We start from the raw sequence: 13,263 nt of genomic DNA on the forward strand, positions 1-13,263 counted from the left end.
GATCAGCTCGTGACGGTGATGCGGAAGACCGGGTGGTCGCCGGCCGCCGCGAGGATCTCCTCGTCGGTGGACTGGGCGGTCACGCCCTGGAAGTACTGGTTGACCTCCCAGCCCCACTTCTCCAGATAGGTCCGCAGGACCGGGAGCTTCTCCGTATCGGGCAGCTCCACCGCGGTGAACGCACGGACCCTGCGCCCGACCCGCAGTTCGCCGGCGCCGGCGACCCGCATGTTGCGCACCCACTGAGAGTGGCCGCGGGCGGAGACGAGGTAGTGCGCGCCCTCGTAGCTGTGCGGGTTGACCGGGATGCGCTGCATCCGGCCGCTGGTGCGGCCGCGCACGGACATCTCCGCCGTGCCCATGAGGCTGAGGCCGTGCCGGGCCAGCAGACCGATCATTCTGTTGAAGCGCACGGTCAGCGGACTGCCCTTGAGGTAGTACGGCGCGGAGGGGGCCACGGGGGCCGCCGGGCGCGCAGTGCGAGGCCGGTCGGCGGCAGCAGGAGCGCTCACTCGGCGACCTCGATCCGGAAGACCGGGTGGTCGGGGGCGATGCGGCGCAGCTCGGCGTCAGGGGAGTCGGGGCCGACCCCGTTGAAGAAGACCCCGACCTCGGCCTTCCAGCGCTTGGGGTAGGCGCGCAGCAGCGGGACCTTGTCGTCGTCGGCGACCTCGGTGGCCGTGAACGCCTCCACCTTCTTGCCGAGGTGCAGCTCGCCGCCGCCGGCCGCGCGCATGTTGTGCGTCCACTGGACGTGACCGCGCGGTGCGAGCAGGTACTGCTGCCCGTCCACGGTCAGCAGGTTGACGGGGGTGGTCCGCCACTCGCCGCTCTTGCGGCCGCGGACGGCCAGGACCCGGGAGCCCCAGACGCTGATGCCGCGGCGGGTCATCCACGCCACGATGCGGTTGAAGACGTTGACGGTGAACCAGCCGGGCTTCTGGACGTGCGCGGACGTGGACATGGTGACCCCCATCGGTTGGTGGAGCGATAGTGTGAGCGCTGCTCTCTTGTGTGAGCAGTGCTCTCGCTCGCCTCGTGAAGAGTCTGCACCGGATCGGTGATCCAAAGCAAGAGCAGTGCTCTCTTATTTGTTCGGTGCTCTCGTTTGTGTGCACTGCTCTGCTTTCGTGGGACACTGCACCCCATGAGCACCGCACAGGGCGCCCGTGCCCGGGCCAGGATCGAAGTCACCGCGGCCATCAAGGACGAGGCACGCAGACAGCTCGCGGCCGAGGGTGCCGCCAAGCTGTCGCTCCGGGCCGTGGCCCGCGAACTCGGCATGGTCTCCTCGGCGCTCTACCGGTACTTCCCGAGCCGCGACGACCTGCTGACCGCTCTCATCATCGATGCTTACGACTCCGTGGGCGAGGCGGCCGAGTCGGCACATGCCGCCGCGGCCGGGGCCGGCCCCGTCGAGCGCTGGACCGCGGTCTGCGAGGCCGCCCGCGCCTGGGCCCTCGCGCACCCGCACGAGTACGCCCTGATCTACGGCTCCCCGGTCCCCGGCTACACCGCCCCCGCCACCACCGTCCCGCCCGCCTCCCGCGTCGGCCTCGTCCTGATCGGCATCGTCCGCGACGCCTACCGAGCGCGCGGCCTGGCCCTTCCCCCGCTCCCCGCCGAACTGCGCCCCGAGGCCGAGCGCCTCTCCGCCGACATCGCCCCCGACCTCCCCCCGGCCGTTGCGGCGGCACTCGTCGCCGCCTGGGCCCAGCTGTTCGGGCTGATCGGGTTCGAGCTGTTCGGCCAGTTCAACCGGGTGGTGGAGGAGCGGGAAATGTTCTTCCGGCATGCGGTGGGGCAACTGGCGCGGGGCGTGGGACTGTCGGACCGTCCTCCTGCTATGCCGGGATGACGCAGCCGTTCGTGGCGCTCGTCCGCGTACTTCCCGGGGAGTACGTGTGATCACCACGCCCGGCGGACGCCCACCAGGTGCGGCGGCGTCTAGCGTGGCCGTCATGGAGGAGCAGCAGCGTGTACGGCGGGGCGGGCCGCCGCAGTGGTGGCGGCATGGGCCGCCGTGGCTGAGCCGCTGGGACGGTGAGGAGCGGCCGCAGGCCCGGTGGCCGTGGCGTTCCACCGTGCTGCTCACGGCCTTCGTGCTCGCCGGATCGAACTACGCCGCCCACCAGCAGGAGGGGAAGCGGGCCGCCCTCGATCTCTTCGCGCGTGTGCTGCTGCTCGTCGGCTCGGGACTGCTGCTGTGGCGGCGGAGGTATCCGGTGTTCGTCGTGTTCGGCACGGCGGCCGCCGCGATGGTCTACCTGGGCGCCGGATTCCCGTACGGGCCGGTCTTCTTCACCGTCGCACTGGCCTGCTTCAGCGCCGTGGTCGCCGGGCACCGGCGGGCCGCCTGGGCGGCGGTGGCGATGCTCTGGGCCGGGCATGTACTGGTGGCGCACTGGCTGTACCGGTGGCTGCCGCCGTCCCACGACTCGGCGGCCTCCTGGACGCAGGAGGGGGTGGTCGCCGCGTGGGTGGTGGCGATCGTGGCGCTGGCGGAGCTCGTCCGGATCCGGCGCGAGCAGTGGGACCGCGAGCGGGCCGAGCGGGCGCAGGCGGCCCGGCGGCGGGCCGACGAGGAGCGGCTGCGCATCGCCCGCGAGCTGCACGACGTGCTCGCCCACAGCATCTCCGTCATCAATGTGCAGGCGGGGGTGGGTCTCGCCCTCCTCGACAGCGACCCGGAGCAGGCCCGCACCGCGCTCACCACGATCAAGGCCGCCAGCAAGGAGGCGCTCGGCGAGGTCCGCCAGGTCCTCGACACCCTCCGCACGCCGGGTGACGCGCCGCGCGCGCCGGCACCCGGCCTCGACCGGCTGCCCGAACTGGTCGAGCAGGCCGCGAGCGCGGGCCTGACGGTGGACGTCGAGGGGGAGCGGCCCCGGCTCGCGCCCGGCACCGACCTCGCCGCCTTCCGCATCGTCCAGGAGGCCCTCACCAATGTCGTACGACACTCGGGCTCGCGCCACGCGCGTGTCCACGTCGACCACGACACCCAGGCGCTACGGCTGCGTATCGACGACGACGGGCCCGCGACCGGCGCGGATGCGGGCGGCAGCGGCAACGGTCTGGCCGGAATGCGGGAGCGGGCCGCAGCCCTGGGTGGCACGATCGAGGCGGGCCCGCGTCCCGACGGGGGTTTCCGGGTGCTCGCCGTACTGCCGTTGAAGGTGAAGGCCAAGGAGGACGACCGGTGATCCGCGTACTGCTCGCCGACGACCAGTCACTGGTGCGGGCCGGGTTCAAGGCACTGCTGGACGCGCAGCCGGACATCGAGGTGGCCGGGGAGGCCGCCGACGGCGAGGAGGCGCTGCGCAAGGTGCGCGAACTGCGCCCCGACGTCGTCCTGATGGACATCCGCATGCCCGTGCGGGACGGACTGGCCGCCACCCGCCGCATCACCGAGGACGCCGACCTGGGCGGCGTGAAGGTGGTCATGCTCACCACCTTCGAGCTCGACGAGTACGTCTTCGAGGCGATCCGCGCGGGCGCCTCCGGCTTCCTGGTCAAGGACACCGAACCGGACGAACTCCTGCGCGCCGTAAGGGCGGTGGTCGAGGGCGACGCACTGCTCTCGCCCGGCGTGACCCGCCGACTGATCGCCGAGTTCGCCGCCCGGTCCAAGGAGCCCGCCGCCGAGGATGCCCTCGGCGAACTCACGGAGCGGGAAAGGGAGGTGATGGCCCTGGTCGGCATCGGTCTGTCCAACGAGGAGATCGCCCGCCGTCTGGTCGTCAGCCCCCTCACCGCGAAGACCCACGTCAGCCGCACCATGGTCAAGCTGGGCGCCCGGGACAGGGCCCAACTGGTCGTCCTCGCCTACGAGTCGGGATTGGTGCGGCCCGGCTGGCTGGGCTGATCCGGCCGCCGGAAACGCATCAGCACGCCGGCCACCCGGGCGAAGAACACCACCGCAGCCACCGTGGCCCCGGAGCCGACCAGCGTGCTTTGCGCGGCGTCGGACAGATCGAAGGCGAACGCCGGTCCCGCCACCGCCCCGAAGACCAGCGCAGCCGCGAACACCGCACTGCACAGCGCGTATCCGATCTCGACGGTGATCGCGTCCCGTTCGGCCTGAGTGCGCCGTCCCCCGTGTTCAGTCATACCGGGAGTTTCACAACAGTGTGCCCGGCGGGGCAAGCGGCCCCGCCGGGCACACGCTGGGAGGCGTCCCCCTAGTCGCGTACGGGTACGCGATCGGCCTCCAGGGAGGTGGACTTGGCGACCACGACGGACTGCTGCGATTGGTTACGACGCCTGCGCAGACCCGTGAGCGTGATCAGCAACCCGGCGACCGCGATGCCCGTCACCACCACCAGGCCGGGCCGGTAGCTGTCCAACACGGCCTGCGGGGTGGCGTGTTCGGGGGCGCCTGCGGTCACCACGGCCGTCACGACGGCCAGGAAGATCGCGCCGCCCACCTGCACCGAGGTGTTCAGCAGCCCGGAGACCATGCCCTGCTCGTGGTCCTCGACCCCGTTGGTGGCCTGGATGTTGAGCGAGGGGAAGACCAGCGCGCAGGCCGCGCCGATCAGCAGCATCGACGGCAGGATGACGGCCGCGTACACCGGGTCGAGGTTGATGCGCAGGAACAGCGCGTACCCGACGACCATCAGCGCGAAGCCCACCGCGATCAGCCGCTGGGTGCCGAACCGGTCGACGATCGAGCCCACCTTCGTCGAGGACACCGCCACCAGCGCACCCGCCGGCAGGAAGGCGAGTGCCGTGTGCAGCGCCGACCAGCCCAGCAGCGACTGCATGTAAAGCGTGGTCAGGAACTGGAAACCGACGTACGAGCCGAAGAAGGCCAGCGCGCCGAGCTGGGCGCGGATCTGGTTGCCGGAGCGCAGCACGCCGAGCCGGATCAGCGGACCGGGCGAGCGCCGCTCGACGACCACGAACACGGTCAGCAGGACGGCAACGGCCAGGAAGGACAGCAGAGTTCGGGCCGAGGCCCAGCCGACCTCCGGTGCCTGTACGACGGTGAAGACGAGCAGCAGCATCGAGGCGGTGCCGAGGACGGCGCCGGGGATGTCGTAGCCGTTGTGGTCCTTCTCGCGCTCGCTGCGCGGCAGCAGCTTCAGGCCCGCCAGCAGGGCGATCAGGGCGATGGGCGCGGGCAGCAGCATGGTCAGGCGCCAACTGGCCTCGGTGAGCAGGCCGGAGAGCACCAGGCCCATCGAGAAGCCGGTGGCCGCGCAGGTGGTGTAGATGGACAGGGCCCGGTTGCGCAGCGGGCCCTCGGCGAAGGTCGTGGTGATGATGGACAGACCGGCGGGCGCGGTGAAGGCCGCGCTGAGGCCCTTGATGAAGCGGCTGGCGATCAGCAGCGGGCCCGAGTCGACGAGCCCGCCGAGCAGTGAGGCGAGTGCGAAGACGCCCAGGGCGATCAGGAAGACCTGACGCCGGCCGAGCAGGTCGGCCGTGCGGCCGCCGAGGAGGAGCAGACCGCCGTAGCCCAGGATGTAGCCGCTGACGATCCATTGCAGCGTCGAGGTGGACAGATCGAGGTCGGAGCCGATGGACGGCAGGGCGACGCCGACCATCGACACGTCCAGGGCGTCCAGGAACATCGCGGCGCAGAGCACCAGCAGGGTGCCCCACAGCCGGGGCGTCCAGCGAACCGCCGAGGACGGGGCCGCGGGGTTGGTGAGCGGAGAGGTCATGCCGAAGACACTACATGCGCATGCATCGAATGCAAATGCATTTAATTCCGATGCAACAAAGTCGTTTCTCTGCTACGGTGCGCCCATGGCGGCGAAGAAGGCCGAGCAGGCGCTCGTGGACCAGTGGCGGGACATCCTGGCGCTGCATGCGCGCACCCAGTGCGAACTGGATCGCGCACTGCACCAACACGGCCTGTGCGCCAGCGACTTCGAGGTACTGGACGTGCTGTCCGGCGAGTCCTGCGCCTACCGGGTCCAGGAGATCTCCGAGCGCGTCCATCTCAGCCAGAGCGCACTGTCGCGGCTGATCGCCCGGCTGGAGAAGGACGGGCTCGTCGAGCGCGCCATGTGCGAGGAGGACCGGCGCGGCGTCCGCGTGGCGCTCACCGGGAAGGGGCGCTCGCTGCACGGCGAGGTGCTGCCGGTGCAGCGCGCGGTACTGACGCGGATGTTGACCGCCGACCTCGGCTCCAGCCGGCCGACCTGAGCTCCGAGCAGCCCTTCCTCAACTCCAGGTGACCGCGGACTTCGCGCGCCACAGGGCGGCGAGGGAAGCGTCCCCGGTCACTTGCGGGAACGGCGTCCGGTTCCACAGCGCCAGATACAACCGCCCGGCGGTTCCGGCCACTTCGCAGTCGGCGTCTCCTGCCGCGTCCCGTGTGGCCACCGGGGGTTCCTGGGACAGCCGTACGGTCCACACCGCGCCGTCCGCGTCCGTCGCCCGCACCCGCAGCACCCGAGGCTCGTCGCTGCGGACCTTGCTCCTGCTGCGGGCGTGGAATCCGCGCAGCAGCTCGTCGATGCCGTCCGCGGCGAAGCCGGGGGCGATCTCGGAGTGGGGTCCGCCGCGGGACGACTCCGCGTCGACGCGGTGCACGGTCGTCTCGTGGGCCTGCCGCCGCGCCCAGAACGCGAGCGGCGACGGCGCGGGCAGGAAGTGCCAGCACTGTACGTCTGACGGGGCGGACGCGAGGGTGTCGACGAGATGCCCGTGCCCCTCCCGGAACCAGGCCAGCAACTCCTCGCCGTCGAGGTCGGGCAGCCCACCGTCGGGGTGGTACGACGTGTGTCCCTCGGCGACGAAGGCGGCCGCCCACCGGTGCACCATCCCGGTGTGCCGCAGCAGGTCCTTCACCTGCCAGTCCGGACAGGTCGGCACCTTGGCCTCGGTCCCGGCGTCCTCCGCGGCCGCGGCCAGCAGCCGGCCCTCCCGGTCCAGGATCTCCACGAACTCCGCTGTGTCCATGGGGGGAGTGTGCCGGATGGAGTGCGGTCGAAGGGAAGCCCGGCGCGGGCATCCGGAGTGCGGGCCGGGCCGGCGGCGACGCACGCCGGCAGGGTGAGCATGCGACTGCCGCAGGCCGGCGGTCTCCTCGACGCGGAGGTGCGGGCGGTCACCGCCGGGCGGCTCGCGCCGCTGCCGCCGACCTGGTCGTACGGCTGCTGTCCGGCGCGGTCCCCCTCGACGTCCCGGCCGGCGCGGTGGTCCACCACGCGGGCTCCGGACCGCCGGCCCTGCTGCTGGTGCGCGGGGTCCTGCGCAGTGTGATCACCTCCGAGGAGGGCCGCCGCGTCACCATCCGGTACGCCCGCCCCGGCGCCCTGCTCGGCATCGCCTCGGCGTTCAGCGAGGGCGACACGGTCGACGTCCACACGCTGACCGACGCACGGCTGCTCGCCCTGTCGGTCCCGGTGGCGCGGCAACTCGCGCGCACCGAGGTGCGGATCGGGTACGCCCTGCTCGCCGAGGTCAGCGACCGGCTCTGCGAGTACATGGAGGCCGTCGGCCACACCACCTTCGCCTCGGTCAGACAGCGGCTGGGGCGCCATCTGCTCGACGTCGCGGCCGTCGCCCCGCCCACCGGTGAGCTCGTCGCCGCGCTCTCCCGGCAGGAGCGCGCCGAGCACGCCGGGACGGTGCGGGAGGTCGCCGTACGGATCCTGCGGGATCTGCGCGACGAGGGCCTGGTGCGGACCGAGCGGGGCCGGGTCGTGCTGTGCGATCCGGGCCGGCTGGCGGCGGACACGTGGCCGAGCACGCCGTAGGAACCGGGCGCGGCCGAAGCCTCGTACGGGAGAGGCGCGAATGTGACACAAGGCCCGCACGACGGGGACCACAAGCGCAGACACACCCGTGGTCCGGCACGACGCTGCTCGCAGGCCCGCGACGTCAGCGCACACCGCCCTGCCGGGATGCGGGGCCGGGTGATCCGGCCCGCGGACGACGCCTACGACGACGCCCGCCGCGTATGGAACGGCATGATCGACCGCTACCCGGCCCTCGTCGTGCGGGCCGGGCACCCGACCTCGCCGTTGGCCCAGGTGCATCTGCACCACATGGGCGGCGTCGTCCGCCGGGCCGAGCGGGACACGGCCGCCTTCGCGCACCGGGACGCCGAGTTCGCGATCAACGTCGTCGGCACGTGGCAGGAGCCCGCCGACGACGGGGCCGTCATCGACTGGGTCCGCGAGTTCTGGGCCACCGCCGAGCCGCACACGAGTGGTGTCCACGTCAGCTTCCCCGGCGCGGAGGGAACGGACCGCACCCGGGCCGCCTACGACGCGGAGGCGTGGGCCCGGCTCACCGCGGCGAAGACGCGCTGGGAACCCGACAACGTCTTCCGGCTGAACCAGAACATCCCGCCGGAGCCGGCGCAGCTCAGCGCGCGTGAGGTCATGCCACCGGCCGCCGATTGGCTCTCGACCCGCGGCAGCGCGTCAGGGAGGCTGCAGATCCCCTGCCGTGCCGGTGCCGTACTGGAGGAGTCGTGATGCAGGTAGCCGTGGTCACCTTCGACGGGTTCAACGAGCTCGACAGCTTCATCGCATCCGCGCTGATCAACCGGTGCCGCAAAGACGGCCTGGAGGCCTTCATCACGACGCCGACACCGGTGGTCACCTCGATGAACGGGGTCGAGGTGACCGGGCAGCGCCCGATGGAGTTCGCGACCGAGGCCGACGTAGTGCTGATCGGCAGTGGGGTGAAGGCGCGCGAGGTGGTCGCCGACGACCGGCTGATCTCCCGGCTGCGGCTCGACCCTTCGCGGCAGTTGATCGGCGCCCAGTGCTCCGGCGCGCTGGTGCTCGCCCGGCTCGGGCTGCTCGCCGGGATGCCTGCCTGCACGGACCGGAAGAGCCGGCCCTTCGTCGAAGCCTGCGACATCACCGTGCTGGACGTGCCGTTCCACGCCGAGGGCAACATCGCCACGGCGGGCGGCTGTCTGGCGTCGCAGTACCTCGCCACGTGGGTGATCACCCGAACCCTCGGGGCGGACGCCGCGCGTGACGTCATCGACTACGTGGCTCCGGTCGGCGAGAACGAGGCGACTGTCGAGCGCGCGATGCGTGCCGTAACCGCGGGCGAGGTGGCCCTGCGCTGAGTGCGGGTCGGCCGTATGTCCGAACGGCGTGCGGGCAAAGCGGGGGCGGCTCATGATGGGGGAATCCGGCTGTCCCGCCCCTCAGAGCCGAGGAGACCGACGACGTCATGAGTTCCTTCTCACCCGGTTTCCGCGGACGGGCCCGTTCGCTGGCGGACCGGCTGCCTCCCGGCCAGTACCCGACCGAACAGTTCCCGGTGCTGTCCGCGGGGCCGACCCCGCGGGTGTCCACCGACACCTGGGCCTTCACCATCACCACGGAAACCGGGGAGACGCACTCCTGGACCTGGGCGGAGATGATGGCCCTTCCGCAGCAGGAGACGGTCACGGACATCCACTGCGTGACCCGCTGGTCCAAGTTCGACACCCCGTGGCGCGGAGTCTCCCTCGACGCCTTCTTCGAGGACGTGGAGACGTCCGCCGACTTCGTCCTCGCCCACAGTTACGGCGGCTACACCACCAACCTCCCGCTGGAGGACCTCCTCGACGGCAAGGCGTGGCTCGCCCACACCTACGACGGCTACCCGCTCTCCCCGGAACACGGCGGACCGGCCCGGCTGCTCGTGCCGCACCTGTACCTCTGGAAGTCGGCCAAGTGGGTGCGCGGGCTGCAGCTCACGCACGAGGACGAGCCGGGCTTCTGGGAGTCCGTCGGCTACCACAACTACGGCGACCCCTGGCGCGAGCAGCGCAACTGGGGAGACTGACCATGGTGATGTCCACCGGTGTCGCCTGGCGCCGGGCCCGGCTCGACGAGCGGCGCCCGCAGACCGCGACCGCCCGCTCGCTGCTGTTCACCGTACCCGGCTGGCCCGGCCACCTGCCCGGCCAGCACGTCGACGTGCGCCTCACCGCCGACGACGGCTACCAGGCCGTGCGCAGCTACTCGCTGGCCGCGCCCGCCGACGGCGACCGGATCGAACTGGGCGTGCAGACCGTGTCCGACGGAGAGGTCTCGCCCTACCTCGCCGACGACCTGCCGCCGGGCGCCGAGGTGGAGGTGCGCGGCCCGCTCGGCAACTGGTTCGTCTGGCGCCCCGAACAGACCGAGCCGGCGCTGCTCGTGGCGGGCGGCTCGGGGGTCGTACCGCTGGCGGCCATGATCCGGGCCCACCGCGCGGCAGGCTCGACGAGCCTTTTCCACCTGCTGTACTCGGTCCGCACCCCGGCCGACATCTGGTACGGCGACGAGCTCACCGACCACCAAGACCCGCAGCTCGACGTGCAGTTCCTCTATACGCGGCAGGCCCCGCCCGGCAGCCCGCGAGCCGCCGGCCGCCTCATGCCGACCGACCTGGAAAAGCCGGCGGCCCGCCTCGAACCGGCCAGCCCGGTCTACGTCTGCGGCCCCACCGGCTTCGTGGAAACGGCCGGCAACCTCCTGGTCGACCTGGGCCGCGACCCCGCCACCATCCGCACCGAACGCTTCGGCTGACCGGAGGTCCCGATGGCAGACGACACCGCCCACCTCGACGGCAACTGTCTCGCCGGCCCGCTCTCGGAGATCCTCTCCGTGGAGACGACGACGGCCTGGTGGCGCTGCCCGGAGTGCGCACAGTCGGGCCCGCTCGCCCAACTCCACGTCTACGGGCCGGAACCGGGCCTCACCGCCCGCTGTCCCGGGTGCGCGTACATCGCCCTCCGGCTGGTCAAGGAGGGGGAGCACGTCTGGCTCACGTTGGGCGGGGGCACGGGGGCGTTCCGCTTCCGCACGGCGTAGCGCGCACAACCGCTCGGCGATCAGGCAGGTTGAAGAAGAGGCGGCGTCGGCGGTCACGGCGGCGTGTGGGGTCGTACGACTGCCGACTCGTGGGCGAGGACGGCGAGTTGGGCCCGGTTCCCCCGCATCGAGCGGTCGTCGAGGTCGATGGTGGTCAGCATCAGCGACTGCGGGCCGTGGACGACCGCGGGGCGGTGGGTGGAGCGGCTGCCGTGCGGCTGCCCCGAGCGCACGTGGTCCTGGTCATCGACCAGGACCACACGGATCACGCTGCTCGTAGCAGAGGACGGATGTGACACCAGAGCTCCAGCGGCCGGGAACGGAAACCGGCCTTCAATCTCCCGTCACCGCGACCCGGCCGCCTCGGCCGAACGGCCATGGTTGGGGGGCTTCAGTCGTGATTCCTCGGTCGAAGGATGGATGATCGCCCTGGAAGCAGCGGCATCAGATCTTCCGGGAGAGAGGAACGTCCATGGCTACCCTGCTGCAAGACGTGAGCAGCGCATCGGAATGGATCGCGGGCGCCCTGCAACACTCGGGCTACCAGGCGGACTTCTCCCCGGAGAGCCTGGCGGAGATCGACCGTTTCCTCGACGACCACTCGTCCGAAGGCAGTGCCCTCCCCGGCGGCCTGCTCGCCGACGGGCTGGGCCAAAAACTCTTCGCCCTCGGCGCGTATGTCGGCGAGACCATTCGCCGAGAGCGGGGCGGAACTTGGCAGGCCGACGATGACGATCCGCGTGGGGAGATCAACGTCGAGCTGCATCTCCCCGAAGGCGGAGTCGTCTGGCCGGTGCAACGAGTGATCAAGCGGTTCAAAAATGGACCCGAGGACGGAATCGCCGTCTACGGCTCACTCATTGAAGGGCAGGAACGTCAGGCGGGGTGAATGGAGTTGCCGTGCCGCGCGGTTCGGATCCTCAGTGCCTTGACGGACCAGTCGATGACCGGTGCCAGGGGTTCCGGGGCGGGCCAGCCGTTGATGACGGCGAGCAGGTCGAAGTACCGGTCCCTGCGTGGGTCGTTCGCGGTCTCCAGGCGCTGCAGCAGCCGGCCGTGCAGCGGGGCGTCGTCGGGGTGGCCGAGGGCCAGTGCGCACCCGGCGGTGAGAGTCGCGACCACGGGGTCGGCCTGCGGGGACTCGGGGCTGAGGCCGGACTGCACGGCCGTTCCCACGAGTTCCCGGGTGACCGCCACGACGTCCGGGCGCGGCGGATTGGCGCTGCTCTCGGGTGGGTCGGGCACATGGTCGGCGACCAAGTTCCGCACGGCGACGCGAAATTCGGGATCCAGGGAGAGTTCCGCAAGCTCGACCCACGCCGCGACCTGTTCCTCGGTGGGGTTGTCGGGCAGCTCGGGGGTCATGGTGCGCCGGACCGCGGCATGGCCGGTTCCGCCGGACCGGCCGCCGAAGACGACGTCGAGGAACTCGTCGACCAGGCGGCGCCTCTCAGCTTCGGACAGGGTGGCGAGCTGGTGCATGCGTTCCATCTCCTCAAAGGTGGGGTCGCGCCTGGCCGCGGTGGTCAGCACCGCTCGCTGCAGCCGCAGGATGCCGATCTGCACGTCCAGGGCAGCGGCGTGCTCCGCGGCGACTTGGCCGAGCGTGCGCTCCCGGTCCGTGACCCGCCGGATCGCGTCGAGGCCGAGGCCCAGCTCGCGCAGCGTGCGTACGAGGGCCAGACGAGCGACGGCGTCCGGGCCGTAGCGGCGGTATCCGGCGGGCGTGCGATCGGTCGGCGTCACGATGCCGCGGTCGGAGTAGAACCGGATCGTCTTGACCGTCAGCCCGGTGCGCCGGGCCAGTTCACCGATCGAGTAAAGGGTGCCGCCGTCCATGACCCCACCTTCATGTCTCCCCCTGCGGGAGACTCAAGTCTGCGCGCCCCCCCGGCTCCCACAGGTCACGGGCGTCCCTCACCCCTGCGTCGTGTACGGCACCACACTCACGTGCAGTGTGAAGACGGCGCGGGCCGCGCCCGCCACGTCCGGGGCCTTTGCCAGCGCGGTGATCTCGGCCGTACCGCCGCGGGTGCCCGCGCAGCGCAGGGAGGCGCGGGCCGTGCCGTCGGGGTCCGGTCGCCAGCCGGCGACCTGGACGAAGACCGGCGCGGAGCTGTGTACGGCCGTCCAGCGCTTGTCGTCCGCCCGGGGGCGCAGGACGAGGGACACCGTGGTGCCCGGCCGTACGCACAGCCGCTGGTCGACCGGGTCACCGGGGGCGACGCTGACGGAGGCGTGCCCGGCGGTGCAGTTGCCCGCCGAGGACGAGGGCGTCGTAGCCGATTCGCTCGGGGTGGGAGTCGACGGGGACACACTGCGTGTCGGGGCAGTGGACGACGGCCCCGGCGAGGTGCTCTCGGACGGCCTTCCCGCAGCTCCGCCGCCCGCGGACGTGCCGCACGCCGCCAGGACGACCGTCCCGGCGATCATCCATGCCCAGGACCACCACCGCATCGCGCACCTCCCGGCCCGCCGCTCGCACCGATAC

Annotated in this window: 19 protein-coding genes; 11 read left to right on the top strand and 8 right to left on the bottom strand. The window is 71.7% G+C overall.

The features are described 5' to 3' along the window. Window positions 1–2 precede the first annotated feature (2 nt). A complete protein-coding gene (locus tag ABZ880_RS49935; RefSeq protein WP_361277798.1) occupies window positions 3–398 on the bottom strand; it encodes a nitroreductase/quinone reductase family protein in 396 nt (131 codons plus the stop codon). Window positions 399–508: 110 nt separating this feature from the next. Further along, entirely contained in the window at window positions 509–976 is a 468-nt protein-coding gene (locus ABZ880_RS49940; RefSeq protein WP_361277741.1) for a nitroreductase family deazaflavin-dependent oxidoreductase, read from the bottom strand. Window positions 977–1,147: 171 nt separating this feature from the next. Here ABZ880_RS49940 and ABZ880_RS49945 point away from each other — a divergent pair, with 171 nt between their 5' ends. The 3 genes from ABZ880_RS49945 (at window position 1,148) to ABZ880_RS49955 (ending at window position 3,865) form a co-directional block, all read left to right on the top strand. Next, on the top strand, window positions 1,148–1,858 hold the full coding sequence (locus ABZ880_RS49945) for a TetR/AcrR family transcriptional regulator (RefSeq protein WP_361277742.1): 711 nt from the start codon (window positions 1,148–1,150) through the stop codon (window positions 1,856–1,858). Between the two features lie 103 nt (window positions 1,859–1,961). Then, window positions 1,962–3,203 carry a sensor histidine kinase gene (locus tag ABZ880_RS49950; protein WP_361277743.1) on the top strand — a complete coding sequence of 414 codons (1,242 nt, stop codon included), beginning with the start codon at window positions 1,962–1,964 and terminating at the stop codon, window positions 3,201–3,203. Then, a complete protein-coding gene (locus tag ABZ880_RS49955) occupies window positions 3,200–3,865 on the top strand; it encodes a response regulator transcription factor (protein WP_361277744.1) in 666 nt (221 codons plus the stop codon). Before ABZ880_RS49950 ends, ABZ880_RS49955 begins: the two co-directional genes overlap by 4 nt. Here ABZ880_RS49955 and ABZ880_RS49960 read toward each other — a convergent pair. Continuing rightward, window positions 3,826–4,110 (bottom strand): DUF6332 family protein, encoded by a 285-nt coding sequence (locus ABZ880_RS49960; RefSeq protein WP_361277745.1) that lies wholly within the window; start codon window positions 4,108–4,110, stop codon window positions 3,826–3,828. The two genes, ABZ880_RS49955 and ABZ880_RS49960, sit on opposite strands and share 40 nt — an antisense overlap. 71 nt (window positions 4,111–4,181) lie before the next feature. Continuing rightward, on the bottom strand, window positions 4,182–5,672 hold the full coding sequence (locus tag ABZ880_RS49965) for an MFS transporter (RefSeq protein ID WP_361277746.1): 1,491 nt from the start codon (window positions 5,670–5,672) through the stop codon (window positions 4,182–4,184). Window positions 5,673–5,757: 85 nt separating this feature from the next. Between ABZ880_RS49965 and ABZ880_RS49970 the strand changes: the two genes are divergently transcribed. After that, window positions 5,758–6,159, top strand: coding sequence for a MarR family transcriptional regulator (locus ABZ880_RS49970; RefSeq protein WP_361277747.1), 402 nt, complete (start codon window positions 5,758–5,760; stop codon window positions 6,157–6,159). Window positions 6,160–6,177: 18 nt separating this feature from the next. Here the strand turns inward: ABZ880_RS49970 and ABZ880_RS49975 are convergent, their stop codons facing one another. Further along, window positions 6,178–6,918, bottom strand: coding sequence for a maleylpyruvate isomerase family mycothiol-dependent enzyme (locus tag ABZ880_RS49975; protein WP_361277748.1), 741 nt, complete (start codon window positions 6,916–6,918; stop codon window positions 6,178–6,180). A gap of 197 nt (window positions 6,919–7,115) precedes the next feature. On the opposite strand from ABZ880_RS49975, the gene ABZ880_RS49980 reads away from it, so the two are divergent. From ABZ880_RS49980 to ABZ880_RS50005, 6 genes are all read left to right on the top strand, one after another. Further along, window positions 7,116–7,718 (top strand): Crp/Fnr family transcriptional regulator, encoded by a 603-nt coding sequence (locus tag ABZ880_RS49980; protein WP_361277799.1) that lies wholly within the window; start codon window positions 7,116–7,118, stop codon window positions 7,716–7,718. A 42-nt stretch (window positions 7,719–7,760) separates the two neighbouring features. Further along, window positions 7,761–8,444 (top strand): BBE domain-containing protein, encoded by a 684-nt coding sequence (locus tag ABZ880_RS49985; protein ID WP_361277749.1) that lies wholly within the window; start codon window positions 7,761–7,763, stop codon window positions 8,442–8,444. Further along, window positions 8,444–9,052: a DJ-1/PfpI family protein gene (locus tag ABZ880_RS49990; RefSeq protein WP_361277750.1), complete on the top strand. Its 609-nt coding sequence runs from the start codon at window positions 8,444–8,446 to the stop codon at window positions 9,050–9,052. The genes ABZ880_RS49985 and ABZ880_RS49990 overlap by 1 nt, the downstream gene beginning before the upstream one ends. Window positions 9,053–9,159: 107 nt before the next feature. Continuing rightward, complete coding sequence (locus ABZ880_RS49995) at window positions 9,160–9,759, top strand: sulfite oxidase-like oxidoreductase (RefSeq protein ID WP_361277751.1); 600 nt, start codon at window positions 9,160–9,162, stop codon at window positions 9,757–9,759. Between the two features lie 2 nt (window positions 9,760–9,761). Then, window positions 9,762–10,487, top strand: a complete 726-nt coding sequence (locus tag ABZ880_RS50000) for a ferredoxin reductase (RefSeq protein ID WP_361277752.1) — start codon at window positions 9,762–9,764, stop codon at window positions 10,485–10,487. 12 nt (window positions 10,488–10,499) lie between these two features. Further along, window positions 10,500–10,772 carry a DUF6510 family protein gene (locus ABZ880_RS50005; protein WP_361277753.1) on the top strand — a complete coding sequence of 91 codons (273 nt, stop codon included), beginning with the start codon at window positions 10,500–10,502 and terminating at the stop codon, window positions 10,770–10,772. A 53-nt stretch (window positions 10,773–10,825) separates the two neighbouring features. Here the strand turns inward: ABZ880_RS50005 and ABZ880_RS50010 are convergent, their stop codons facing one another. Continuing rightward, window positions 10,826–11,032 (bottom strand): hypothetical protein, encoded by a 207-nt coding sequence (locus ABZ880_RS50010; protein ID WP_361277754.1) that lies wholly within the window; start codon window positions 11,030–11,032, stop codon window positions 10,826–10,828. 212 nt (window positions 11,033–11,244) lie between these two features. Between ABZ880_RS50010 and ABZ880_RS50015 the strand changes: the two genes are divergently transcribed. Then, a complete protein-coding gene (locus ABZ880_RS50015) occupies window positions 11,245–11,661 on the top strand; it encodes a hypothetical protein (protein ID WP_361277755.1) in 417 nt (138 codons plus the stop codon). On the opposite strand, the gene ABZ880_RS50020 is transcribed toward ABZ880_RS50015, so the two are convergent. Next, complete coding sequence (locus ABZ880_RS50020) at window positions 11,649–12,611, bottom strand: MerR family transcriptional regulator (RefSeq protein WP_361277756.1); 963 nt, start codon at window positions 12,609–12,611, stop codon at window positions 11,649–11,651. The genes ABZ880_RS50015 and ABZ880_RS50020 overlap by 13 nt on opposite strands. A gap of 78 nt (window positions 12,612–12,689) precedes the next feature. Beyond that, on the bottom strand, window positions 12,690–13,229 hold the full coding sequence (locus ABZ880_RS50025) for a hypothetical protein (protein ID WP_361277757.1): 540 nt from the start codon (window positions 13,227–13,229) through the stop codon (window positions 12,690–12,692). Window positions 13,230–13,263: the final 34 nt, after the last annotated feature.

The organism is Streptomyces sp. NPDC047043 (assembly GCF_040644055.1).
In the GTDB taxonomy this organism is placed as follows: Bacteria; Actinomycetota; Actinomycetes; order Streptomycetales; family Streptomycetaceae; genus Streptomyces.

What these genes read in the sequence shown, in the direction of transcription:
- ABZ880_RS49935 (WP_361277798.1), bottom strand. Translation starts at nt 398, where the DNA reads ATGATCGGTCTGCTGGCCCGGCACGGCCTCAGCCTCATGGGCACGGCG.
- ABZ880_RS49940 (WP_361277741.1), bottom strand. Translation starts at nt 976, where the DNA reads ATGGGGGTCACCATGTCCACGTCCGCGCACGTCCAGAAGCCCGGCTGG.
- ABZ880_RS49945 (WP_361277742.1), top strand. Translation starts at nt 1,148, where the DNA reads ATGAGCACCGCACAGGGCGCCCGTGCCCGGGCCAGGATCGAAGTCACC.
- ABZ880_RS49950 (WP_361277743.1), top strand. Translation starts at nt 1,962, where the DNA reads ATGGAGGAGCAGCAGCGTGTACGGCGGGGCGGGCCGCCGCAGTGGTGG.
- ABZ880_RS49960 (WP_361277745.1), bottom strand. Translation starts at nt 4,110, where the DNA reads ATGACTGAACACGGGGGACGGCGCACTCAGGCCGAACGGGACGCGATC.
- ABZ880_RS49965 (WP_361277746.1), bottom strand. Translation starts at nt 5,672, where the DNA reads ATGACCTCTCCGCTCACCAACCCCGCGGCCCCGTCCTCGGCGGTTCGC.
- ABZ880_RS49970 (WP_361277747.1), top strand. Translation starts at nt 5,758, where the DNA reads ATGGCGGCGAAGAAGGCCGAGCAGGCGCTCGTGGACCAGTGGCGGGAC.
- ABZ880_RS49975 (WP_361277748.1), bottom strand. Translation starts at nt 6,918, where the DNA reads ATGGACACAGCGGAGTTCGTGGAGATCCTGGACCGGGAGGGCCGGCTG.
- ABZ880_RS49990 (WP_361277750.1), top strand. Translation starts at nt 8,444, where the DNA reads ATGCAGGTAGCCGTGGTCACCTTCGACGGGTTCAACGAGCTCGACAGC.
- ABZ880_RS49995 (WP_361277751.1), top strand. Translation starts at nt 9,160, where the DNA reads ATGAGTTCCTTCTCACCCGGTTTCCGCGGACGGGCCCGTTCGCTGGCG.
- ABZ880_RS50000 (WP_361277752.1), top strand. Translation starts at nt 9,762, where the DNA reads ATGGTGATGTCCACCGGTGTCGCCTGGCGCCGGGCCCGGCTCGACGAG.
- ABZ880_RS50005 (WP_361277753.1), top strand. Translation starts at nt 10,500, where the DNA reads ATGGCAGACGACACCGCCCACCTCGACGGCAACTGTCTCGCCGGCCCG.
- ABZ880_RS50015 (WP_361277755.1), top strand. Translation starts at nt 11,245, where the DNA reads ATGGCTACCCTGCTGCAAGACGTGAGCAGCGCATCGGAATGGATCGCG.
- ABZ880_RS50020 (WP_361277756.1), bottom strand. Translation starts at nt 12,611, where the DNA reads ATGGACGGCGGCACCCTTTACTCGATCGGTGAACTGGCCCGGCGCACC.
- ABZ880_RS50025 (WP_361277757.1), bottom strand. Translation starts at nt 13,229, where the DNA reads ATGCGGTGGTGGTCCTGGGCATGGATGATCGCCGGGACGGTCGTCCTG.